The 24,214-nt window shown below is 65.6% G+C and carries 17 protein-coding genes and 1 pseudogene; 11 read left to right on the top strand and 7 right to left on the bottom strand.

Translation table 11 applies throughout. The annotated features are described in order from the left end of the window. Window positions 1–6 precede the first annotated feature (6 nt). Complete coding sequence (alkB, locus tag JJB99_RS26520; RefSeq protein WP_200495198.1) at window positions 7–660, top strand: DNA oxidative demethylase AlkB; 654 nt, start codon at window positions 7–9, stop codon at window positions 658–660. 120 nt (window positions 661–780) lie between these two features. Here the strand turns inward: alkB and JJB99_RS26515 are convergent, their stop codons facing one another. From JJB99_RS26515 to JJB99_RS26495, 5 genes and pseudogenes are all read right to left on the bottom strand, one after another. Continuing rightward, window positions 781–2,406: a thiamine pyrophosphate-dependent enzyme gene (locus JJB99_RS26515; RefSeq protein WP_200495197.1), complete on the bottom strand. Its 1,626-nt coding sequence runs from the start codon at window positions 2,404–2,406 to the stop codon at window positions 781–783. 127 nt (window positions 2,407–2,533) lie between these two features. Continuing rightward, window positions 2,534–3,517, bottom strand: coding sequence for a 3,4-dihydroxyphenylacetate 2,3-dioxygenase (gene hpaD, locus JJB99_RS26510; RefSeq protein WP_200495196.1), 984 nt, complete (start codon window positions 3,515–3,517; stop codon window positions 2,534–2,536). A gap of 126 nt (window positions 3,518–3,643) precedes the next feature. After that, window positions 3,644–5,182: a 5-carboxymethyl-2-hydroxymuconate semialdehyde dehydrogenase gene (hpaE, locus tag JJB99_RS26505; RefSeq protein ID WP_200495195.1), complete on the bottom strand. Its 1,539-nt coding sequence runs from the start codon at window positions 5,180–5,182 to the stop codon at window positions 3,644–3,646. Beyond that, window positions 5,175–5,573 carry a 5-carboxymethyl-2-hydroxymuconate Delta-isomerase gene (locus JJB99_RS26500; RefSeq protein WP_200495194.1) on the bottom strand — a complete coding sequence of 133 codons (399 nt, stop codon included), beginning with the start codon at window positions 5,571–5,573 and terminating at the stop codon, window positions 5,175–5,177. The genes hpaE and JJB99_RS26500 overlap by 8 nt, the downstream gene beginning before the upstream one ends. Before the next feature lie 123 nt (window positions 5,574–5,696). After that, a pseudogene (locus JJB99_RS26495) lies at window positions 5,697–5,948 on the bottom strand (2-oxo-hept-4-ene-1,7-dioate hydratase); the annotation flags it as partial. A gap of 113 nt (window positions 5,949–6,061) precedes the next feature. Here JJB99_RS26495 and hpaR point away from each other — a divergent pair. The 10 genes from hpaR to JJB99_RS26445 all read left to right on the top strand — a co-directional run bounded on the left by hpaR (window position 6,062) and on the right by JJB99_RS26445 (window position 21,658). After that, window positions 6,062–6,583, top strand: a complete 522-nt coding sequence (hpaR, locus tag JJB99_RS26490; protein ID WP_200495193.1) for a homoprotocatechuate degradation operon regulator HpaR — start codon at window positions 6,062–6,064, stop codon at window positions 6,581–6,583. 177 nt (window positions 6,584–6,760) lie between these two features. Next, window positions 6,761–7,537, top strand: coding sequence for an HpcH/HpaI aldolase family protein (locus JJB99_RS26485; protein WP_200495192.1), 777 nt, complete (start codon window positions 6,761–6,763; stop codon window positions 7,535–7,537). A 199-nt stretch (window positions 7,538–7,736) separates the two neighbouring features. After that, entirely contained in the window at window positions 7,737–9,260 is a 1,524-nt protein-coding gene (locus JJB99_RS26480) for a UxaA family hydrolase (RefSeq protein ID WP_200495191.1), read from the top strand. A 199-nt stretch (window positions 9,261–9,459) separates the two neighbouring features. Next, window positions 9,460–12,729 (top strand): DUF2126 domain-containing protein, encoded by a 3,270-nt coding sequence (locus tag JJB99_RS26475; protein ID WP_200495190.1) that lies wholly within the window; start codon window positions 9,460–9,462, stop codon window positions 12,727–12,729. Between the two features lie 27 nt (window positions 12,730–12,756). Beyond that, window positions 12,757–15,294, top strand: a complete 2,538-nt coding sequence (locus tag JJB99_RS26470; protein ID WP_200495189.1) for a circularly permuted type 2 ATP-grasp protein — start codon at window positions 12,757–12,759, stop codon at window positions 15,292–15,294. After that, entirely contained in the window at window positions 15,291–16,169 is an 879-nt protein-coding gene (locus JJB99_RS26465) for a transglutaminase family protein (protein WP_200495188.1), read from the top strand. Before JJB99_RS26470 ends, JJB99_RS26465 begins: the two co-directional genes overlap by 4 nt. A 225-nt stretch (window positions 16,170–16,394) precedes the next feature. Then, on the top strand, window positions 16,395–17,222 hold the full coding sequence (locus JJB99_RS26460; RefSeq protein WP_200495187.1) for an HD domain-containing protein: 828 nt from the start codon (window positions 16,395–16,397) through the stop codon (window positions 17,220–17,222). A 234-nt stretch (window positions 17,223–17,456) separates the two neighbouring features. Then, window positions 17,457–18,083, top strand: coding sequence for a GTP cyclohydrolase I FolE (gene folE, locus JJB99_RS26455; RefSeq protein ID WP_200495186.1), 627 nt, complete (start codon window positions 17,457–17,459; stop codon window positions 18,081–18,083). 45 nt (window positions 18,084–18,128) lie between these two features. Beyond that, complete coding sequence (locus JJB99_RS26450) at window positions 18,129–19,652, top strand: FAD-dependent oxidoreductase (protein WP_200495185.1); 1,524 nt, start codon at window positions 18,129–18,131, stop codon at window positions 19,650–19,652. Between the two features lie 545 nt (window positions 19,653–20,197). Next, the gene (locus tag JJB99_RS26445) at window positions 20,198–21,658 is read left to right on the top strand and encodes a hypothetical protein (protein ID WP_200495184.1); all 1,461 of its coding nucleotides are present in this window, start codon (window positions 20,198–20,200) and stop codon (window positions 21,656–21,658) included. A gap of 27 nt (window positions 21,659–21,685) precedes the next feature. Here the strand turns inward: JJB99_RS26445 and JJB99_RS26440 are convergent, their stop codons facing one another. Both JJB99_RS26440 and JJB99_RS26435 read right to left on the bottom strand, forming a co-directional pair. Further along, window positions 21,686–22,135 (bottom strand): low molecular weight phosphatase family protein, encoded by a 450-nt coding sequence (locus JJB99_RS26440; RefSeq protein WP_200495183.1) that lies wholly within the window; start codon window positions 22,133–22,135, stop codon window positions 21,686–21,688. A 206-nt stretch (window positions 22,136–22,341) separates the two neighbouring features. Beyond that, complete coding sequence (locus tag JJB99_RS26435; protein ID WP_200495182.1) at window positions 22,342–24,081, bottom strand: methyl-accepting chemotaxis protein; 1,740 nt, start codon at window positions 24,079–24,081, stop codon at window positions 22,342–22,344. Window positions 24,082–24,214: the final 133 nt, after the last annotated feature.

The raw sequence follows: 24,214 nt of genomic DNA, 5'->3' as shown, positions 1-24,214 counted from the left end.
CGGCGGTTGACGGCTGATTTGTTCGATAGCGTCGCCGAGACGCAGCCGTCGCGCGAGCAGATCGCCGACGGCGCCGTGCTGCTGCGCGGGTTCGTCAAGCCGATCGAGAGCGAGCTGATCGAAGCCGTGCGCACGATCGTGGCGCAGTCGCCGTTCCGGCGCATGACCACGCCGGGCGGCTATCAGATGTCGGTGGCGATGACCAATTGCGGCGAGCGCGGCTGGATCACCGATCACACCGGCTATCGCTATGATCCGATCGATCCGCGAACCGGCGCGCCGTGGCCCGCGATGCCTCCCGTGCTCCGTGATCTCGCCCGCCGCGCAGCGGAGCAGGGCGGTTTCCAAAACTTCGCGCCCGATGCCTGTCTCGTCAACCGCTACGAGCCCGGCACGCGGCTGTCGTTGCACCAGGACAAGGACGAGCTGGATTTTTCCGCGCCGATCGTCTCGGTCTCGCTCGGCCTGCCCGCGACGTTCCTGTTCGGCGGCCTGACGCGGAGCGACAAGCCGCGCCGCTTCCGTCTGGTCCATGGCGATGTCGTGGTCTGGGGCGGGACCAGCAGGCTCGTCTATCACGGCGTCGCGCCGCTCGCTGATGGCGAGCATGCGCTGCTTGGGCGCAAGCGGATCAATCTGACGTTTCGGAGAACGCGGTGATCCAACTCCTCATCCTGAGGAGCGCGCCCCTCGCGCGCGTCTCGAAGGATGAAGGCCCGGATGCAACAGCCGGGCCTTTCATGGTTCGAGACGGCGCTACGCGCCTCCTCACCATGAGGATCACGGCTTCGGCGGATGAATGAACGCCCACGGGCTCACTTCGGAGTCCCTGGTCACCTCGACCGAGATCAGATACGGCCCGCCATGGCTAAGCGCCTTCTCCATTGCCGCCTTGAACTGGTCCGGCGCGGTCACACGTGCCGCCGCGACACCAAACGACTCCGCGAGCTTGACGAAATCCGGGTTGACCAGGTCCGACGCCACCACGCGCCCGTCAAAACGCTCGCGTTGGTCGCGGCGGACATTGCCGTAGGCGTTGTTGTTGAACACCAGCGTCACCACGCCGATGTTGAACTGCACGGCGGTGGCAAGCTCCTGCACGCCGAACATGAAGCCGCCGTCGCCGGTGATCGCCACGACAGGCTTGTCGGGATTGGCCACCTTGGCGCCGAGCGCGGTCGGAAAACCCGAGCCGAGCGTGCCCTGATAGCCTGAGGTGATGAAGGTGCGCGGCTGGTAGATCGGAAAGCCGTACCAGGAGGCGAAGCCGAATTGCGACAATTCATCAGTGACGATCGCGTTCGCCGGCAGCACCTCGCGCAAAATGTTGAGATAGGCCATCTGCGGCTGGATGCGCTGGATCTCGGCCAGGGCAGTCGCAGTCGCCTCGCGGATCGCGGCGCGGCGGCGGGCAGTCTTGCTGTAACCTGCCTTGCGCACGGCGGCGGCGAGATCGGCGGTTGCGGCCTTGGCATCGGCGACGATGGCGGTGTCGGAGATAAAGCGCCGCATCTCGACCGGATCGATGTCAATGCGGATGCTCTTGAGGCCGTCCGGCCGATACGGCCAGCGCGACATCGTCGGCAATTCCAGCCGCGTGCCGATGCCGATCATGAGGTCGGTGTTCGCCCACAGCTTGTAGGCGGCTGCCATGGTGAGGCCAAGCTCATGCGCATTGGAGACGATGCCGCGGCCGCTGCGGAACGCGACGACGGGCGCATCGATCATCTCTGCGAGCTCGAGGATTTCCTCTCCCGCCTCGATCGCGCCGCTGCCGACGAAGATCATCGGCGCCCTGCTGGCCCTGATCAGCGCGGCGGCCTGCTTGATCATATCGGGATCAGGCAGCGGCGCGGGCAGGGGCTCCAGCACCTGCGCGGTGGCCGTGTCCGCACGCTGCGTGAAGACATCCCAGGGCATTTCGACCGAGGCGGGGCCGCGGCGGCCAGACATCATTTCCTGAAAGGCGCGTGCGACGACCGTCGGCGCGTTGCCGGGATATTCGATGCGGTCGGCCCATTTTACATAGGTGCGCAAGGTCGCGAGCTGGTCCGGCATCTCGTGCAGATGGCCGCGGCCCTTGCCGAGGAATTGCGTCGGCACCTGGCCGGTGACGCACAGCACCGGCTCGTTGCAGCCAAACGCAGTGAGCAGCGCCGCACTTGCGTTGAGCACGCCGGGGCCGGGCACCACGCTGAACACGCCGGGCCGGCCGCTCGCGCGCGCATAGCCGAACGCCATGTAGCCGCAGGCCTGCTCGTGCCGCGCGCCGATCACCTTGAGCTGGGCCTGGTGGAAGGCGTCGAACAGGCCGTAGACCTGCGCGCCGGGCAGGCCGAACACGGTGTCGACCGCGTGGGCGACAAGGCCGCTGACGATCGCTTCGCCGCCGGTGAGGGTGCTCATTCTGCTATTCCACTTCGATGGTTGGTCAGGCCTTGTTGGCGACGCCGTTGCACAAGGAGCCGATGCCCTCGGTCGCCGTAGCATGTTTCCCTCTTGACGGCATAGGTGGCGAGGCGAGGGGGCCTCCTCAATCCGCCACCAGCACGTCTGCGACGAAGTTCGGCTCGCGCACGGCCTGGCCCGTGAAGGGCGAGCCCTGCTCGAACCAGGAGCGCGGCGCCGGCGCGCCCCACAATGTCTGGCGGCGCGGATCGCGCAGTGACCAGCGCAGCGGCTCGTGGTCGTGATCGCCGGTAAAATAGTCGCTGGTGTAGAGTTCGAGGCGGTGCCCATCGGGATCGCGCACGTAGAGGAAGAAGGCGTTCGAGATGCCGTGGCGTCCGGGGCCGCGCTCGATGTTCTTCACAAAACCCTGGGAGGCCATGACGTCGCAGAGATGGATGATGTTCATCGCCGTCGGCGTCCAGTAGGCGAAGTGATGCAGCCGCGGGCCCTTGCCGTTGGTGATGGCGAAGTCGTGGACGTTGCCCTTGCGATGCATCCAGGCGGCGGCAATGCGGCCGTTCGGTCCGTCCTCCTCGGCGTATTCGGTGAGGCGGAAGCCGAGCCGCGCATAGAACTCGACAGTGTCCTGCACCTCGGCGGCGAAGACGTTGAAATGATCGAGCCGCTGCGGATGGCATCCCCGGTAGAGATCGTAGCGGCGGAGCAGATGCGGCCGCCGGTCCATCGCCGCGTAGAGTTCGATCTGGAAACCGAAGGGGTCGGTGAATTGCAGCGTGCGGCCCTGGAAGGGCTGGTTGACGAAGGCGTAGTTGAGACTGTTTTTTGAGAGAAAGGCGGCCGCCTTGTCGAGATCGCCGTCGTTGCCGACCTTGAAGCCGAGCCGGGCGCAGGCCGGCGCCGCCGCTTTCCGCAGCACCAGCGAGTGATGCTGATGCTCCTCGGCGGCGCGCAAGTAGACGACCTTGTCGTCGGAATCCTCGACATGCAGGCCGATTGTGGTCTCGTAGAACGCGCGGCTCAGCTTCAGGTCGGTCACGTCGAGCACGACGTGGCTGGAGCGGATGATGTTGAACGGCGGCTCGAAAATGTGTTGCGGTACGGGCATGTGCGTTTCCCCCTCGGTCCTGTCATTCCGGGGCGGCTCGAAGAGCCGAACCCGGAATCCGTAATGCAGCAGAGTTGGTGGATGAATGGATTCCAGGTTCGTGCTGCGCACGCCCCGGAATGACAATCAAATTCCCAGTCTCTGAATCTTGTGCGTGCCCCGCGCCAGCGAGACGTGCTTGGTTTCCATGTAGAAGTCGAACGAGTAGTCGCCGCCATCGCGGCCGATGCCGCTCGCCTTCATGCCGCCGAACGGCGTCGGCAGGTGGCGAACGTTTTCGGAGTTCAGCCAGATCATGCCGGCCTCCAGCGCGTCGGCGACGCGCAAGGCGCGGCCCATGTCGTTGGTCCAGACATAGCCGGTGAGGCCGTAACGGATGTCATTGGCGATCTCGATGGCGTCGGCCTCGTTGCTGAAGGGCAGCACGGTGAGGAAGGGGCCGAACACCTCTTCCTGCGCCACCCGCATCTTGCCATGCGCGCCCGTCACCAGCGTCGGCTCGACATAGTGGCCGCCGCCCGGACCGTCATAAGCCTTGCCGCCGACGGCGATGGTCGCGCCGTCCTCCCGCGCGACGTCAAAATAGGAGCACACCTTGGCCAGATGCCGCTCGTGGATCAGCGGTCCGATCTCGGTGGCGGGATCGAGCGGGTGGCCGACCTTCAGTGCCTTCACCCGCGCGGTGAGCTTCTCGACGAACTTGTCCGCGATGCCTTGCTGGATCAGCAGACGGCTGGAGGAGGTGCAGCGCTCGCCGTTGAGCGAGTAGATCATGAACACGACGGCATCGAGCGCGCGGTCGAGATCGGCGTCATCGAACACGATCACCGGATTCTTGCCGCCGAGTTCGAAATGCACGCGCTTCAAGGTTGGCGCGCCCTGAACCATGATCGCCGAGCCCGTCGCGCTCTCGCCGACAAAGCCGATCGCCTTGATGGCGGGATGCTCGGTCAGCGCCTTGCCGGCCTCTTCGCCAAAACCATGCACGGTGTTGAGCACGCCGTCGGGAACGCCGGCTTCCTTGACGAGCTTTGCCAGCATGGAAGCCGTCACCGGCGACCATTCGGCCGGCTTGTGCACGACGGTGCACCCCGCAGCCAGCGCCGGGGCGATCTTCCAGGTGGACAGCATGAACGGCGTGTTCCATGGCGTGATCACGCCGACGGGGCCGATCGGCACGCGCGTCGAGATGTTCCAGTGCTCGTCGCTCGGCGTGTTGAGGCCGTCGCGCGCTTCAGTGCATCTATCGGCGAAGAAGCGGAAGTTTTCGGCAGCCCGGACCGCGGCCTTGGCCATGAAGCGATAGGCCTGGCCAGTGTCGACGCATTCGAGCACGGCGATGTCTTCGGCATTGTCTTCGATCGCGTCGGCCACCCGATGGAGCAGCTTGCGCCGCATCGCGGGCGCCATGTCGCGCCAGGACTTGAAGGCAAGCGCAGCGGCGGTCGCCGCAGCATCGATGTCCTCGGCATTGCCGCGGGCAACGCTGGCAAGCGTTGCGCCATCGATGGGCGACTTGGTCTCGAATGTCTCGCCAGAGATCGAGGCGACGATCTTGCCGTCGATCATGTGGCCGATGCCGTCGGCACGCAGCGTCTTCAGCAGCGGCGCGGCGCGGTCGCGATTGGCCTGGAACACATCGGCTTTCGGGCTGGGCTTATCCATGAGCGGCCTCCACTTTCAATGCGTCGTGGATGTTGTTGCGCTTCCAGCTGGTGTCCTTGTCGTTGATCTGCATGTCGAACGACAGAGCGAATTTGCTGGCGGCGAAGACGGGGTCGAGATGCTTTGACAGCGCCTGGAAAACGTAGTCGCCGGCTTTCTGGCGGGTCTTGAGGTCGCGGCCTTCGCCGATGCGCAGCACCATGTCGAGGAAGCCGTAGTCCTGCCGCGCATCGGCGATCGCATAATGTTCACACCTCACAGCGCGAACGCGGATGCCGCCGAGCGGGAAGATGCCGGTCTCCACCGCCGCCTTGCGCACGACCTCGCAAACCGTATCGATATCGAGGCGGCCATCGAGATTGGCCGAATATTCGATGGTGAAATGCGGCATCGCGATTTCATTCCCTATCTTTTTGTTCGCCTAAGCGAAGTAGCTGCTGACCGAGCCGTAGGCGCCATAATCGGCCTGAATTGTGTCGCCGTTGCGGGTCTCGATCGGGATGAAGGAGCCGGCGAGCACGCCCGAGTCAGGCCCGTCGATATCGAGCGCGCTCTGCATCGCCTTCGAGGTCACGCCGATCTTGTGACTCCTTGCGATGCGCCCCTCCGCGATCTTGACGTCGACCCACCCCTTCTGAATCGCGTAGGCATTGGCGATGCTGATGTCTGGGAAATCCTGAGAGAGCTGCCGGATCTGCACGCGGGTCTTCTCCGCCTGGTGCCGACGGCTTGCGCAAGCCTGGATATCGTCGTTGGAAAACGGCATTGGTAACGGACCAAAATCGTGGTGCCCGAAAAATACTTAACATGTTAAGTGAATGCGTCAAACAGAATCTGGCCGTGCTGCACTGCAAACCTCTTGTGGCTTGAAAGGGCGTCATGACGAAGAGACCGGCTGATCCCGCGAACGGAGCTGGTGCACCTGCCGCGCGGCAGGTGCCGATGCGCGACTTCTCGCGCTCGCTGCCGATGTCGCTGCTGCGGGCGCGCGAGGCGGTGATGCGGCAGTTTCGCCCCTCGCTGCGCCAGCATGGTCTCACCGAGCAGCAATGGCGCATCCTGCGCGCGCTCGCTGCCATCGAGGCCGCCGAGGTCACGGAACTTGCTCGCACCGCGTTCCTGCTCGGGCCGAGCCTGTCGCGCATCCTACGCGATCTCGAGGCACGCAATCTGATCGAGCGCAGAATCGCGAAGGCGGACCAGCGCCGGAGCATGGTCTCGATCTCGGAAAAGGGCGTGAAGCTGATGGCGTCCGTGGCCCCGACTTCGGAGGCGATCTATGCCGAGATCACGCGGCGCTTTGGCGCACGCAAGCTCGCCGAGTTGCAGGACATGCTCGGCGAGCTCGAACAAAGCCTCGCGGGGCTCGGCACCGGCGAGGAGGCAAGTGCCGAGGAGTGAAACCAGATATGCGCGTGGGCGCGGCAAGAGCCATGGACATGACCGGTTTTTTTCGCTCAAAGTGCCGCTCAGGCTGATCCGCCCAAATCGGCACCGGAAAAGCAGAGTCGTGCTGCCGCGGCGTTTGGTGACGATGGTCCAAACAGCACGGTCCAAACAACAAAGAAGGAAGGCAACGTGGCGAACAAGGTCAAGGAAATCTGGAAGTCGGGCAAGGCCGTGGTCAACGCGTGGCTCGCTATACCCTCCGGCTTCTCGGCCGAGATGATCGCGCAATGCGGCTTCGACAGCGTCACGGTCGACATGCAGCACGGCGTCCAGGATTACCTGTCGATGGTGCAGTGCTTCCAGGCGATGGACAAGCATCCGGTGACCCCGATGGTCCGCGTGCCCTGGAACGAGCCCGGCATCATCGGCAAGGTGCTCGACGGCGGCGCCTATGGCGTGATCTGCCCGATGGTCAACACGCCGCAAGAAGCTCGGAACCTCGTCTCCTATTCGAAATATCCGCCGCAGGGCGTCCGCTCCAACGGCCCGATCCGCGCCGGCATGTACGGCACCGCGGGCTCGTACCAGAAGACCGCCAATGCCGACACCATCCTGCTGCCGATGATGGAAACGAAGACCGCGGTCGAGAACATGGAAGCGATCCTCGACGTCGAGGGCATCGACGGCGTCTATATCGGCCCGTCGGACCTCGGCTTCTCCTACGGCCTCGAGCCCAAGCTCGACCGCACCGAGCCGGAGATCCTCGCGATCTACGACAAGATCATCAAGGAGTGCGGCAAGCGCGGCCTCAACCCCGGCATCCATTGCAGCGGCGCCGAAGGCGCGGCGCGCGCCATCAACATGGGTTTCAAGCTGGTGACGCTCTCGAACGAGGTCGGCTTGATGACGACCTACGCCAAGATGCAGGTCAATGCGACGCGGAAGGATTCGGCCGGGAAGGCCTGATCTCGCTCCTTTCCCTCTCCCTGTTCTTACGGGGAGAGGGTTAGGGTGGGGGGCTTCTCTCAACCGGACTAATCTATCGATCGAGCGCGCGGCTCGCCCTCAACCGGATCGCTTTGGACAATGCTTCGCATCGCCAAGCGCGATCCGACCTCTCCCCGTAAGAACGGGGAGAGGTGACGTAAGACCCAAGGAGACATCCATGACCATCAGCCCCGTCATCCGCCTGCATCCCGATGATGGCGTGCTGATCGCGCGCGCCAGCCTGCCGCCGGGGACGGTGGTGGCTGAGGGCGTCACTACGGTCGAGCGCATTCCCTCCGGCCACAAGGTCGCGATCAAGCCGATCGCCGTGGGCGAGCCTGTCATCCGCTACGGCCAGATCATCGGATTTGCGACGACGCCGATCGCGCCCGGCCAGCACGTGCACGTGCAGAACTGCGGCATGGGCGATTTCGCCAAGGACTATGCCTATTGCGCCGACGTCAAGCCGACGCCGAACTTCGATCTGCCGGCGACTTTCGAAGGCATTCGCCGCCCGGACGGCCGCGTCGCCACGCGCAACTATATCGGCATCCTCACCTCGGTGAATTGCAGCGCGCATGTCGCAAGCCTCGTCGCCGACGTCTTCAAGAAGAATCCCTTCACCGGCGACAATCCGCTGGCCGACTTCCCCAATGTCGACGGCGTGGTCGCGCTGACGCACAAGACCGGCTGCGGCATGACCCAGAACGAGCCCTTGGCGCTGCTCCGCCGCACGCTAGGCGGCTATGCGCGGCACGTCAATTTCTCCCACGTCATCGTGCTTGGGCTGGGCTGCGAGGTGAACCAGATCGGCGGCCTGATGGAAGAGCAGAAGCTCGCCGGCCGCCTGCGCGCGATGGACATTCAGGAGGTCGGCGGCACCCGCAAGACCGTGGAGGCGGGCGTTGCCTTCGTGCGCGAGGCGCTGGCCGACGCCAACAAAGTCAAGCGCGAGTCCGTGCCCGCGAGTGAATTGACCGTAGCCCTGCAATGCGGCGGCTCGGACGGCTATTCCGGCGTCTCGGCCAATCCGGCGCTGGGTGCTGCGAGCGATCTCATCGTGCGTCACGGCGGCACCGTGATCCTGTCGGAGACGCCGGAGACCTACGGCGCCGAGCATCTCTTGACGCGCCGCGCCGTCAGCCGCGAGGTCGGCGAGAAGCTGGTCGATCTGATGCGCTGGTGGGACGAGTACACCGCGCGCGAAGGCGCCGAGATGAACGCCAATCCGAGCCCCGGCAACAAGGCCGGCGGCCTCACCACGATTCTGGAGAAGTCGCTCGGCGCGATGGCCAAGGCCGGCACCACCAATCTCGTCGACGTGCTGCGTTACGCCGAGCCCGTGACCAAGCGCGGCTTCGTGTTCATGGACACGCCCGGCTACGACCCGGTCGCGGCGACGGGCCAGGTCGCGGGCGGCGCCAACCTCGTCTGCTTCACCACCGGCCGCGGTAGCGTGTTCGGCTGCAAGCCGGCACCCTCGATCAAGCTCGCCACCAACACGCCCATGTACAAGCGCATGGAAGAGGACATGGACGTCAATTGCGGCACCATCCTCGAAGGCGAGGAGAGCGTTCAGGAGTGCGGCCAGCGCATCTTCGATCTTATCCTCAAGACCGCCTCCGGCCAGCCGACCAAGAGTGAGAGCTTCGATTTCGGCGGCGCCGAGTTTGCGCCGTGGGTGCTTGGCGCGACAATGTGAGAGAGCGTGTAGCGAGCCTGTAACCCGGATGGAGCGAAGCGCAATCCGGGACCTTCGTGCCCTCGTGAGAATCCCGGATTACGCTGCGCTCCATCCCCGCTACGGGGATAGTTCGTAGGCAATCACTGCCCGTTGTTAATGCTTGCTCGCGATCACCTCCAGTGTTCTGCTCAAAAAAGCTGCTGGAGCATCGCATCCCGTGTCGATCTACGTCGCATTACACCACGTCACGCACTACAAATACGACCGCCCGATCGACTTGGGACCGCAGACCATCCGGCTGCGGCCGGCGCCGCATACGCGCACGCCGGTCCTGAGCTATTCGCTCAAGGTCACACCCTCCAATCATTTCGTGAACTGGCAGCAGGACCCGCAAGGCAACTGGCTCGCGCGCTACGTCTTCCCGGAGAAGACGACCGAGCTGAAATTCGAGGTCGATTTCACGGCGCAGATGACCGTGGTCAACCCGTTCGACTTCTTCGTCGAGCCCTATGCCGACAGCTTTCCGTTCGAATATCCGAACGACCTCAAGACCGAGCTCGCGCCCTATCTCGAGACCATCAAGCCCGATCGCCTGTTCGCGAAATTCCTCGACTCGATCCCGCATGAAGCCCCGAACACCGTCAACTTCCTGGTCGATCTCAATCGCGAGCTTCAAAAGCACGTCCGTTACATCATCCGCATGGAGCCCGGCGTGCAGACGCCGGAAGAGACGCTGGCGTCCGGTGCCGGCTCGTGCCGCGACTCCGCCTGGCTCCTGATCCAGACCGTGCGCCATCTCGGCCTCGCGGCGCGCTTCGTCTCCGGCTATTTGATCCAGATCCGTCCCGACGTCGATCCGATCGAGGGACCGCCGGAGGTCGCAAACGATTTCACCGATCTGCACGCCTGGGCCGAGGTCTATCTGCCGGGCGCTGGCTGGATCGGATTCGACGCGACGTCGGGCATGCTCGCGGGCGAGGGGCACATCCCGGTTGCCGCCACGCCGCACTATCGCTCGGCGGCGCCGATCTCCGGCGGCGCCGGCTTTGCCGAGGTCGAGTTCGCTTTCGACATGAGCGTGAAGCGCATTCGCGAGGCGCCGCGCATCACAAAACCGTTCTCCGACGAATCCTGGGCGCGGCTCAACGATCTCGGCGAGCAGGTGGATGGCGATCTCGCCGCGCAGGACGTGCGGCTGACCATGGGCGGCGAGCCGACCTTCGTCTCGGTCGACGATCTCGAAGCCGCCGAGTGGAACATGGACGCTGTCGGCCCGACCAAGCGCGCGCTGGGCGACGATCTGATCCGCCGCCTGCGCACGCGTTTTACGCCGGGCGGCCTTTTGCATTACGGCCAGGGCAAATGGTATCCGGGCGAGAGCCTGCCGCGCTGGGCTTTTGGTCTCTACTGGCGCAAGGACGGCGTGCCGATCTGGAAGAACGCCGACCTCATTGCGAGGATCGAGAACCCGCGGCGGCCCGAGGTCAGGGACGCCGAAGCCTTCATGGAAGGCACGGCCGCGCGACTCGGGCTCGATCCGGGCTACATCATTCCGGCCTATGAGGATTCCATCTACTGGCTCAAGAAGGAGGCCGACCTTCCCGTCAACGTCGATCCCGCCGATTCCAAATTGTCCAATGCGGAAGAACGCGCGCGGATGGCGCGTGTGTTCGACGAAGGTCTGACCACGCCGCGCGGCTTCGTGCTGCCGATCCAGCGCTGGAACGCGCCGCCGCGCTGGCGCAGCGAGCGTTGGCAGCTCCGGCGCAAGCATCTGTTCCTGACGCCGGGCGATTCACCGCTCGGCCTGCGCTTGCCGCTCGGCTCGCTCGGCCATGTCCCGTCCGACCAATATCCCTATATCGTCGAGCAGGACTCGATGGAGGTGCGCGGCAAGCTGCCGGTGTTCAGTCTTCCGGCCCGCCCGGAATCGCTGCCGCGGGTCGCGCCCGAGCAGCTCAATGCGTCCGTCCCGGTCCGCACCGCGCTGTCGGTCGAGGTCCGCGATGGCGTGATCTGCGCCTTCATGCCGCCGGCCGAGCGCATCGAGGATTATCTCGAGCTGATTGCAGCCCTCGAAGCCACCGCCGAGGAGATGCAGCTTCAGGTTCATGTCGAAGGCTATCCGCCGCCGTTCGATCCACGCATCGAGGTCATCAAGGTGACGCCCGATCCTGGAGTCATCGAGATCAACATCCAGCCTGCAAAAAGCTGGCGCGAGGCGGTCGAGATCACCTCAGGCCTCTATGAAGATGCCGGCAAGGTGCGCCTCGGCGCCAACCGCTTCCTGGTCGACGGCCGTCACACCGGCACCGGCGGCGGCAACCACGTCGTGGTCGGCGGCTCGAGCCCGCAGGATTCGCCGTTCCTGCGCCGGCCTGATCTGTTGAAGAGCCTCGTCCTGTACTGGCAGCGGCATCCCTCGCTGTCCTACTTCTTCTCCGGTCTGTTCATCGGTCCGACCAGCCAGGCGCCGCGCATCGACGAGGCGCGCCACGACAGCATCTACGAGCTCGAGATCGCGCTCTCGCACGTGCCGCCGCCCGGCACCCAGACCCCGCTGTGGCTGGTCGACCGGCTGTTCCGGCACCTGCTGGTCGACATCACCGGCAACACCCATCGCGCCGAGATCTGCATCGACAAGCTCTATTCGCCGGATGGGCCCACCGGCCGTCTCGGCCTCGTCGAATTCCGCGCGCTCGAAATGCCGCCGGACGCGCGCATGTCGCTGGCGCAGCAACTGCTCATCCGTGCGCTGATCGCAAAATTCTGGCGCGAGCCGCAACACGGCAAGTTTGTGCGCTGGGGCACTGCGCTGCACGACCGCTTCATGCTGCCTCACTTCATCTGGGAGGATTTCGTTGATGTGCTGTCTGAGTTGAAGCAATCAGGCTACCCCTTTGAGCCGGAATGGTATCTGGCCCAGCTCGAATTCCGCTTCCCCGCCTTCGGCCGGGTCCATCATGGCGGCGTGACTTTGGAATTGCGTCAGGCACTGGAGCCGTGGCACGTGCTGGGCGAGGAGGGCTCGGCCGGCGGCACGGTGCGTTATGTGGACTCGTCGGTTGAACGGCTTCAAGTGAAGGCTGAAGGTTTCGTCGAAGGACGTCACATCGTCACCTGCAACGGCCGCCGCCTGCCGATGACCGCGACCGGCCGCTCGGGCGAGGCCGTGGCCGGCGTCCGCTTCAAGGCCTGGCAGCCGGCCTCCGGCCTGCACCCGACCATTCCCGTCCACGCGCCGCTGACCTTCGACCTGATCGACATCTGGAACGGCCGCTCGCTCGGCGGCTGCGTCTATCACGTCGCTCATCCCGGCGGGCGCAGTTACGACACCAAGCCGGTCAACACCTATGAGGCCGAGGCGCGGCGGCTGGCGCGCTTCCAGGACCACGGCCATACCCCGGGACCGATGCAGCCGCTGCCCGAGGAACGCACAAATGAGTTTCCGCTGACCCTCGACTTGCGGACCCCGCTCCTGCAATGAGTATGATGGTGGGGCAGGGAGAGGCGCATGGCCGAAGGCGCAGCCGAACAGGACGACAGGGCGGGGCAGGCGCAAGACCAGTGTGAAGGCCAGCGTGAAAGCCAGCGCCGTCTCGCCCAATGGGCGCGCGACTATCGCCGGCTGCCCGGCATTCCCGACGAGTTTCTGGGGCCTGATGGCGCCCCCCGCGCGGTCTGGAGCCGCTTCTTCGACGCCTTCGGCGCGCTGGCGCCCGACGAGGCCGAGCGGCGCTTCGCCATGGCCGACCGTCACCTCCGCGAGGCCGGCGTCACCTACCGCGCGCCCGGCGACAGCGCCGACCGGCCCTGGTCGCTCAGCCATCTGCCGCTCTTGATCGACGAGGCCGATTGGCAGCAGCTCTCCGCCGGCATCACCCAGCGCGCCGAGCTTCTGGAGCTGGTGCTGCGCGACATCTATGGCGAGGGCCGGCTGGTCGCCGAAGGCGCGCTGCCGGCGGCCGCGATCGCCGGCAGTCCCGAATATCTCCGCCCCGTCTGCGGCGTGCCGCCGCCGGGCGGCCGCTATCTCTCGCTCTATGCCGCCGATGTCGGCCGCGGCCCGGACGGCCGCTGGTGGGTGCTCGGCGACCGCACGCAGGCGCCGTCAGGCGCGGGCTATGCGCTGGAGAACCGCCTCGTGCAGTCGCGCGCCTTCTCCGATCTCTACAATTCGATGAACGTGCCGCGCGTCGCGCCGTTCTTCGAGGCCTTTCGCGACTCACTGCGCGCGCGCGCCGATCGCGACGAGCCGCGCATCGGCGTGCTCACCCCCGGCAGTTTCAGCGAGACCTATTTCGAGCACGCGACGCTGGCGCGCTATCTCGGCTTTCTGCTGGTCGAGGGCGAGGATCTCGCGGTCAGCGACAACCGCATCCACATCCGCACCGTTGCCGGCCTCAAGCGGCTCGACGTGCTGCTGCGCCGCGTCGATTCCAACTCGCTCGATCCGCTCGAGCTCGATGCGTCCTCGCATCTCGGCGTGCCCGGCCTGATCGATGTGCTGCGCAAGGACGGCGCCGTCGTCGCCAACATGCCGGGCTCGGGCGTCCTGGAGGCGCGGGCGCTGCTCGGCTTCCTGCCGGCGCTGAGCCGCCGGCTGCTCGGCGAAGAGCTGAAGATGCCGCACATCGCGACCTGGTGGTGCGGCCAGCGCTCGGCGCGCGAGGAGGTGCTGTCGCGGCTCGACGAGGTCGCAATCGAGGGCGCCTACCGACGCGGCGTTCCCGGCTTCGAGCGCAACGGCCCGGTGCTGGCGAGCGAGCTCGACGCCGCCGGCCGCCAACGATTGATCGATGCCATCACCGCGCGCGGCATGGACTATGTCGGCCAGGAGGTGGTGCGGCTCTCGACCATGCCGGTGTGGGAGCAAGGCCAGCTCATGCCGCGGCCCTTCGTGCTGCGCGTGTTCGCGGCCGCGACCCCGGACGGCTGGGCCATCATGCCCGGCGGCTTCTGCCGGATCGCCGAGCAGGCCGATGCGCGCGCGGTGTCGATGGGCGACGGCGCCCGCGCCGCCGATGTCTGGGTGGTCTCGAAAAAGAAGGTCTCGATCGCGACGCTGCTGCCCGCGACCGACAAGGTCCGCATCCGCCGCATCGCCGGCGTGCTGCCGAGCCGTGCCGCCGACAATCTGTTCTGGCTCGGCCGCTATCTCGAGCGCGCCGAGGCGACGCTGCGCCTCGTGCGCGCGCTGAGCTCGCCGAGCGGGCCCAACAAGGGCACCGCGGCCTCGCTGCAATCGGCCGACCGCATCCAGCGCCTCTTGCTGGCGTGGGGCGCGATCTCGCAGGCCTCGCGCACCGCGCCAGGCCGCATCGTCGCCGAAGCCTTGCAGAGCCCCGAGCGTTTCGGCTCGGCGCTGTCGCTGGTGCGCGCGGCACAGCGCACCGCGACCTCCCTGCGCGAGCGGCTGTCGCCCGACGCCTGGCAGGTCATCACCGAGATGGCCGAGCGTCTCGCTTACGAAGTCGAAGGCGACGACGGCGTGCTGAGCGCGGCCGAGCTGACCTTGCAGGAGCTTGCGAGCTTTGCCGGCCTTGCGCAGGAGAACATGAACCGCGCCGCGGGCTGGCGCTTCCTCGATATCGGCCGCCGTGCCGAGCGCGCTATCAACACCGCGCGTTTTGCTCGTCAATTCGCCTATGACGAGGCCGGCGATGAGGATCTCGATATCCTGCTGACGCTGGTGGATTCCCAGATCACCTACCGCTCGCGCTATCTGCTGGCACCGATCCTCGCGCCGGTGCGCGATCTCGCCGTGCTCGATCCCTACAATCCGCGTTCGGTCGCGTTCCAGGTGATGCAGCTGAACGAGCATATCGCCGCGCTGCCGAGCCTGAAGGAGCACGGCCTGATCGAGCAACCGCAGCGCCTTGCGGTGGCGGTGCAGGCGACGCTCGCCACCGCGGAAGCCGAGAAGCTCGAAGCCAAGACCCTGTTCGCGTTGGAGCAGGATCTGCTCAGCCTCGCCGAGGCGGTCGGGCTGCATTACTTCCCGCACGGTCCCAATGCCAGCCGGCCGGAAAAGCTGACGGGGCTGGCGTGATCTACGACATAAGGCACGTCACCACCTACGAATATGAGAGCCCGGTCAGCTTCGCCCGCTGCACGCTGCGGCTGGAGCCGCGGAGCGGCAATGGCCAGGACCTGATCTCGCATCGCGTCGAGATCCGCCCGCGTCCGTCCGAGCGCCACGTCCGGCGGGATTTCTTCGGCACGCTGACCGAGAGCATCGTCATCGAGGCCGCGCATCGAGACTTGCGCATCGATTCACGCTCGCGCGTTTCCGTCGCGCGCAAGCCGCCGGCGCGCGATGCGTCGAGCCCGCCCTGGGAGAGCGTTCGCGACATCGCGCTCGAGGCCGCCAGCCTCGGGCCGTCCTCGCCGGTCGGCTATGTCTTTGCGAGTCCGCTTGTGCCCGTGCTGCGCCCGGTCAGCGTCTATGCGGCGGAGAGCTTTGCGCAAGGTGCGGGCATCCTCGCCGGCGCGGTCGATCTGATGCATCGCATCCGCACCGAGTTTCGCTACGACCCCAAAGCCACCGTGATCTCGACGCCGCTCAACGAAGTCTTCGACCAGCGCCACGGCGTCTGCCAGGACTTTGCCCATGTGATGATCGCAGGGCTGCGCGGCCTTGGTCTGCCGGCGGCCTATGTCAGCGGCTATTTGCGCACCATTCCGCCGCCCGGCCAGCCGCGCTTGCAGGGCGCCGACGCCACCCACGCCTGGGTGTCGCTGTGGTGCGGGGCGGAGCTTGGCTGGGTCGATTTCGATCCGACCAACGATCTCATCGTCGCCAATGACCATATCGTGCTCGCCGTCGGCCGCGACTTCTCCGACGTCTCGCCGGTCGACGGCATCATCGTCGGTTCGCCGAAACAGAAGCTCGGCGTCGCCGTCGACGTGGTGCTGGTGGAGTAGAGGCGGGTCTTGCCGTCCCGCCGCGCTCCGGGTGGGTCCGGCCCTCGCTGCAACCGTCATGTCGCAGAGCACAAGAACAACATATTTCCGTGTTTTCGCCCCGGGGTTTGGTCACTCGGCCCAAGATGGGCTATGCTGGTCGCCGCGCCGAGGACAGAATGAAACGTCGGGAGTTGGCGTGGGACACCAGCGACAGGCCGGGCTGCATCAAGCGGGGCTGCATCCATGATGACGTTACCGAGACTGGCGGCTGAATCCCTGGAGAAGTTGCTGGGCTCGTTCATGCGTCGCAGGTACGACGAGTCCTATGCCAGGGTAGTGGAAGCCTCGACCCGCACCGCGATGGAATGCATCGGCAACAGCGATGCGCTCTATCACAATATCGAGCATACGATGCTGGTGACGCTGGCGGCCCAGGCGATCATGCTTGGCCGCAATCTGCATGCGCATATCGATGCCGAGGATTACATTCACGTCCTGATCGCCTGCCTTGCGCACGATATCGGCTATGTCCGCGGGCTGTTTCCGGAGGATGACGAAGACGGTTTCATCATTGACGAGGCTTGCACCAAAGTGTCGCTGCCGCGCGGCGCCTCGGATGCCAGTCTGATGATGTATCACGTTGACCGGTCGAAACTGTTCGTGAGGCGGCGGCTTCCGCCGATCCGCGGCGTCGACAGTGAGCGCGTCGCCCGCGCCATCGAGGGCACCCGCTTCCCCGCCCGCGAAGGGCAGGAGTATGACCACGAAGCCTCGATCCTGCGCGCCGCCGACTTCATCGGCCAGCTCGGTGATCCCAACTATCTGCGCAAGGCCAATGCGCTCTATTACGAGTTCGAGGAGGTCGGCATCAACCGCCAGCTCGGCTACGACTCGCCTGCCGACATCGTGAATCGCTATCCACAATTCTACTGGAACAGCGTCGCCCCGCACATCCAGACCGAGATCGGCTATCTCAACAAGACCGAGATCGGCCGCCAATGGATCGCCAACCTCTACAGCAACGTCTTCCGTGCCGAGCGCGAGATCTCGCTGTCGGGACCGCAAAAGTAGGTTGACCTTCTAGCCGGGATGAGCGCAGCGATATCGGGAGCCGGCCGCATGGTTCTCCCGGCGATGCGAAGCATCGTCCGGTGACGCGCTTTCCCGCTTCTCACCATGCAGTGTTAGGCCGCGCTCCCTGGCAATCCCTTCCAAATTTTCCTGATCACGGGAACCTTTTCCGATCGCAGCCGTCCAAGCTGTGGGGCCGCTTCTGTTTGCGGCTCGTTGCAGGGGAGGTTTTCGATGACATCACAACCGCGCAGGCTGGAACGTGTTGCGGTGGCGCAGGCGCCGAGCGAGCGGCCCGACAGGGCGGAGGTCGAGCAGGCCATCCGCACCATGATCCGCTGGGCCGGCGACGATCCCGCGCGCGATGGCCTGCGCGAGACGCCGGACCGGGTCGCGCGCGCCTTTGAGGAATATTTCTCCGGCTATGCGCAGGATCCGACGGAAATCCTGCAAAAGACCTTCGAGGAGATCGAGGGCTACGACGAGATGATCGTGCTGCGCGGCGTTCGCTTCGAGAGCCATTGCGAGCACCATATGGCGCCGATCGTCGGACGCGCCTGGGTCGCCTATATCCCGAAGGGGCGCGTCGTCGGCATCAGCAAGCTCGCGCGCGTCGTCGACATCTACGCAAAGCGTCTCCAGATCCAGGAGAAGATGACCGCGCAGATCGCCAACACCATCAACGATGTGCTGAAGCCCGAAGGCGTCGGCGTCATCCTCAAGGCGACGCACCACTGCATGACCACGCGCGGTGCGCACAAGCCCGGCACCGATCTCGTCACCAGCCGCATGTTGGGTGTTTTCCGCGACAACGCGCTGACCCGGCAGGAGCTGCTGGGGCTGGCCAATTCGGACGATTGATCCGCAAGGAGACGACGCCAAGGAGACAACGCCAAGGAGACAACCATGACCGAGGACAAGAAGCCCGGTGGGCCCGACCTCACCAACGGCGTGTCGCTGACGGAGTTCAAGGACGGCAAGTTGCTCGGCCATGTCGGCGAGGAGGATGTCCTGCTGGTGCAGGCCGGCGGCCAGATCTTTGCGATCGAGCCGTCTTGCAGCCACTATCACGGGCCGCTCGCCGAGGGCCTCGTGGTCGGCGATACCATCCGTTGTCCCTGGCATCACGCCTGCTTCTCCTTGCGCTCGGGCGAGCCCACTCGGCCGCCGGCGCTGAATGCGCTGGCGGTATGGGACATCGCGCGTGATGGCGACAGGATCGTCGTTCAGCGCAAGCGCGAGGCACCAAAGCCGTCAACGGCCCATCGCAGCGCGCCGACGCCGGAAAGATTCGTCATCGTCGGCGGCGGCGCGGCGGGCTTTGCGGCGGCCGAGACGCTCCGGCGCGAGGGCTTTGCCGGCGCCGTCACCATGCTCAGCAATGATGGCGCGATGCCGGTCGACCGGCCCAACCTTTCCAAGGACTACCTCGCCGGCAACGCGCCGGAGGATTGGCTGCCGCTGCGGGACGAGGACTATTATCAGGACGCCGGCATCGACCTCAGGCTGAACACCAGCGTCGCGGCGATCGATCCGAAGGCGCGCAGCGTGACTCTGGGCAATGGCGACAAGCTTCCGTTCGATCGGCTGTTGCTCGCCACCGGCTCCGAGCCGGTCAGATTGCAGATCCCCGGTGCGGACCAGCCGCATGTCCACACCCTGCGCTCCGTCGCCGACAGCCGCGCCATCATCAAGGCCGCCGGGAGCGCCAGGCGCGCATTGGTGATCGGCGCCAGTTTTATCGGCCTCGAGGTCGCGGCGTCCTTGCGGGCGCGCAAGATCGAGGTGCATGTGGTCGCGCCGGAGGAGCGGCCGATGCAGAAGGTGCTCGGCCCCGAGATGGGCGACTTCGTGCGCGCGCTGCACGAAGAGAACGGCGTCAACTTCCATCTGAAAGATACCGTGGAGAAGCTCGACGGCACCCGCGCCACGTTGACGAGCGGCGCCGTGATCGAGGCCGAACTCGTCGTGGTCGGCATCGGCGTCAGGCCGCGTATCGCGCTGGCGGAGCAGGCGGGCCTGGCCGCCGATCGCGGCGTCAGCGTCAGCGAATATCTCGAGACCAGCGTCGCTGGCATCTTCGCTGCCGGTGACATCGCGCGCTGGCCCGATCCGCATGCGCGGCAAACCATCCGCGTCGAGCACTGGGTCGTGGCGGAGCGCCAAGGCCAGACCGCTGCGCGCAACATGCTCGGCAAGCGCGAGCGTTTTGACGCCGTGCCGTTCTTCTGGAGCCAGCACTATGACGTCCCGATCAACTATGTCGGTCACGCCGAGAGCTTTGACGACATCGCGATCGACGGCAGCATTTCCGGCAAGGACTGCCTGCTGAAGTACCGCAAGGGCGGCCGCGTGCTGGCGGTCGCTTCGATTTATCGCGACCTCGACAACCTCAAGGCCGAGCTCGAGATGGAGCGGTCGCGGGGCTGATGCACCGCATTCGATGTTGATTTGCGTCAATGTTGCTGCCGGTGACGGCTGCTCTGCTGGCTGTCGTCCCGGATCGGCCTGTGCTATCCTGGCGTGTGCCCCCGGGCTTGCATGCAGGAGTGGCGTCGCTCCCTCAGGCCGTAGGGCAATCGCATATGGATTTCACGAGAACTGTCCGCGAGCTTGCTCCGCCTCTCCCGCTTGCGGGAGAGGCCGCACTCGCAGAGCGCGGCGGGTGAGGGCTCTCGCCACGCGGGGACGTCCTCCGCAATCCTCTCGAATCCCGACGCGGAGACATCCCCACCCCAACCCTCCCACAAAACCCGCTCTTTCTGTGGCCAATTGCCGTTGTTTCCGGCCGTTACCGTATTGTTTCAGGTCATTGTAGCACAATAGTAACGACTGCCGATTGAGAGTAGCGCGACCCACGCCATGGCAGGTTCGCGCCGGTGAAAGAGAACACATCGCTTCCGCTCGAGCAGGGCGCGTCTACCAGCCTCGCAGGAGGCGGTCACGGCCCGGCTGTGCCCGGAAGCCAATTCGGCATGACCCAGAGCTGGATCATCGTCGCCGCGATCCTGCTGACGGCCTTGCTTGTTCAAATTCCCGTCGTTCTCAACGCGGATCTGGCTTGCCTGCTGACCGAAGGCGAGAAGGTCCTGGACGGCGGCAAGCTCGGGGTCGACGTCTTCGAGCTGAATCCGCCGCTGTCGGTCTACCTCTACATGCCGGCGTTGACGCTGGCGCGCATGACCGGCCTCGCGCCCGAGATCATCGTCGTCATCCTGGTGACGATCGAGATGGGCGGCGCGCTGGTCGTGATGGACCGCGCCGCTGCGACGGCAAAGCTGGAAACCGAAGAGAGACGTCTTGCAATCTGCGTGCTGGCGTTCCTGTTCGCGATCTTTCCGAGCGCGGTGTTCGGACAACGCGAGCATATCGCCGTCGTCGCGATGACGCCGTTCGTTGCCATCACGGCGATCCGCTGGCGCGGCCTTGCGCCCGGACCGGTCGCAATCCTGGCGGGACTGGCGGCCGGGCTCGCCATGAGCATCAAGCCCTACCTTGCGCTCGTGGTCGGCCTTCCGATCATCCTTGGCGCCGTCCGCCAGCGATCTGTCAGACCTTTGTTCACCCCTGAAGCCTGCGCCGCGGCTGCCGTCGTCATCGGCTATGGGGCGCTCCTCGTCGTCTTCTTTTCCGACTATCTGTTGACCTATGCCCCGATGGTCACGGCCGCCTATGTGCCGTTGCGGATGGACCTCGGCGGTCTGCTTCCGTTCCCGATCATCGTGATCGCTGCCTCCATCGCGTTTCTGCGCGTGCTGGCGCCGCAGGACTTCAGGATGGCAGGCGATGCAACCCCGTGGCTTGCCGCAGCGGTTGGCGGCGCCGCGAGCTTCGTGCTCCAGGGCAAGGGCTGGACCTATACGGCCTTCGCGCTCTGCATGTTCGCGATTGCCGCGCCGCTGCTGCACGCGCGCATGAGGACGTTGCGGGTGCCGGTGATGATCGCCGCTCTCGCCGCCACCGTGTATATCGGGTCCTGCCTGTCCTTGCAGGTCCGGCCGTTCCCGCCGCTGGAGGGGCGCATCCTCGCTCTTGCCAAGCACCCGCGGCTGATCACGATCGGCGATCACGTCGCGCTGGGTCATCCGCTGGTCCGCCAGATCGACGGGACCTGGGCCGGCAATTCCTGTGTGCAGCTGCTGGCGGCCGGCGCGACGCTGCTCCGGAAAAACCCGCAGCTCACTGAAAGCGAGCGGACAAAGCTCGACGGCATCATCAATTTCGAGCGGCGGCAGTTGCTGGCGGACCTGCGCGAGGGCCGTCCGAACGTGATCCTCGTGGATACCCATCTGCTGACTTTGACCCCGTTCGACTGGCTGGCCTGGGCCGAGGCCGATCCCGAGCTCCGGGCGGAGTTGAGCCATTATCGCGAGGTCGAGGATGTCGACGGCCGCGTTCGCATATTGGTCGACAATAGATCCATCGCGGAACGATAGTCCCGCTTTCCGTTGGATGACCCGTCGTCAGCGCCGGATTTGCAGGCTTGCGATCAGCCGTTCAACCAGCTCGTCGATCTTGCCGAGAGCCGTTGCGGGATCGAGGTCCTCGATATCATCCACGTCCCAGTACTCGACACGATGCGCCAGACCGGCAAAGCGACGCGCGATCATGGGGCGATGCTCGGCATCCTTCAGCGCGATTACAAGTTCGGCCTCCGCAAAATCGTCGACCGTACAGAGCGCCGGATTCCGCGCAGCGCCTCCCGGCGCGATGCCCTTCGCTTGCAGCGCTTCCAACGCGTGACGCGAGATCGGGCCTACGTTTTCGGGCGAGAGCCTTTCGGCGACGGCGCGCGAGAAGGCGAGCCAATCCAGTCCTTCGCGCCTGGCGCGGTGGTTGAAAACCTCCTCGGCATAGCGGCTTCGATAGTAATTGCCGGTGCAGAGAAACAGCACGCGATTGTTCTTGTTCATCCAGCCGTATTCCCACCGACCGCCATGGTGACATCATGCCAGTGTTTTGCCCGACGGGTCAAATGGATTTCGTAAAATCAGCAATTATCGCGCGCCGGCGGCCAAGCCATTGATTTAGCTGGCTCCGGCTACTGTGCATGGGGTTGTTTTCGAGATTTTTCTTTGGAGCAGGGCCACCGCCGCCGCTCCAGCGGCGGATGCACCGGTCATCCCGCCTTGGCGATGCGGCTCTCCGCCGAACCCGAGCGCAGATTCTGGAAGAACGTCTCCACCTCCCGTGACAGCGTCTCGGCCGTCGCGGTCAGGCTGCTTGCCGCCGTCAGCACGGAGGATGCCGCCGTGTCGGTCTCGCCGATGGCGTCGCGCAGCGAGCCGATGTTGGCGACCAGGGTTTCGTTGCCCTGGGCCGCGCTCTGCGCATTGGAGGAGATCTCGCGCGTGGCCTGGTCCTGCTGGCCGATGGCACCCGCAATCGCCGAGGTGACCTCGTTGATCTCGCGCACCGCGCCGCCGATCTCGCGCACCGCGTCGACCGCGTTGCGGGTGGAGGTCTGGATCATGGCGACGTTCTCGCCGATCTCGGCGGTCGCCTTGGCGGTCTGGCTCGCCAGCGCCTTCACCTCGTGGGCGACGACGGCAAAGCCGCGGCCGGCATCGCCGGCGCGCGCGGCTTCAATGGTGGCGTTGAGCGCGAGCAGATTGGTCTGCTCGGCAATCGCCTGGATCAGGTTCAGCACGCCATCGATGCGCTGCGTCGCGGCCGCAAGACTCTCGATCTCGGCGATCGATTTCTCGGTGCGCTGGCCGGTCTGCTCGACGGCGCCGGCGGATTGCCGCACTTGGCGGCCGATCTCTTCCACCGACGTCGACAGCTCCTCGGCCGCGCTCGCCACCGCGCTGACGTTGTGCGAGGCCTGCGCAGTGGCGTTTGCCGCGGTGCCGGCGCGGCTGTTGGCATCCGCCGTGACGCGCGTGATGGTCTGAGCCGTCTCGCGCATGACGCTGGCATTGTCGGTGAGGCCGCGCATGATGGCGCCAATCGCGTCGCGGAATGCCTCGACGGATTTTTCGACATGGCGGGCGCGTTCCTCGCGGGCGGCGGAGTCCTGCGAGACCTGCGCGGCGAGATTGCGGTTGCGGCCCATCGCCTCCTGGAAGACCTGGATGGCGCGGGCCAGCGCACCGATCTCGTCGGCGCGCCCGGTGTGCGGCACCGTGACGTCCTCGGCGCCGTCGGCGACCTGCTTGATGGTCGCAGTGATGGCGGAGAGGGGCCGTGCGATCGAGCGGGCGATGATGACGATGCCGATCACGACCAGCACCAGCGCCACGCCGCCGAGGCAGGTCAGGACGAAGGACAATGTGCGATTGGTCTCGGTTTGATCCGCGATCTGCCTGGCGCGCTCGGCATAGACCTTGGACAGCGCCTCGAGGTCCTTGTTCAGCGCCGAGCGCACGGCGCGGTTGGCGTCGTTGTCGCCCCATTCGCGGCCCGCGGCCGCATTGATCTCGACGCCGCGGCGCACCAGCTCCTTGCGGAAGTCGACGAACTGTTCGATGCGCTTCTTGAAGGTGGCGAACTGCTCGGCATCGTCCGCCTTGACGATGCCTTCCCAGCGCTGCACCACCTCCAGGATCTGCGCGTTGAACTTGAGCAAGCCGACGCCGAACTTCTTCACCACGGCAGGCTCGGTCGACATGTAGACGCCGCGCGACTCCATCACCACGGCATAGACCAGCGAGTTGACCCGCTCGACGTTCAGCGCGGCGGCATTCGCGGTCGCGATCGCACTGGTCAGGTCGGCGCTGCGGCGGCTGTTGTAGTCGGACAGCATCGCGATCGCCGCCGTGAGCAGGCCGAACAGCGCGAAGATCGCATAGAGCTTGGCGGTCAGTGTGAAACGGCCAGCCTGATTGGCGGCATTCCCAGATCGGTCTGAGGTCATGGTGCGGGGCCCGAATGGCCGGGAGTGGCCGGAAGGTGCGGTCTTCTAAAATTGATGCAAACTATGCAGAACGAAGGTGGATGCAGCGTTAACGCGCGCCTTGGCCCCCTTCGCCCTTCGTCGAAAGAAAGGT

The organism is Bradyrhizobium diazoefficiens, from assembly GCF_016616235.1.
GTDB lineage: Bacteria > Pseudomonadota > Alphaproteobacteria > Rhizobiales > Xanthobacteraceae > Bradyrhizobium > Bradyrhizobium diazoefficiens_H.
Note: the sequence above shows the minus strand (reverse complement) of the source record. Positions and strands in the feature narration are given on the sequence as shown.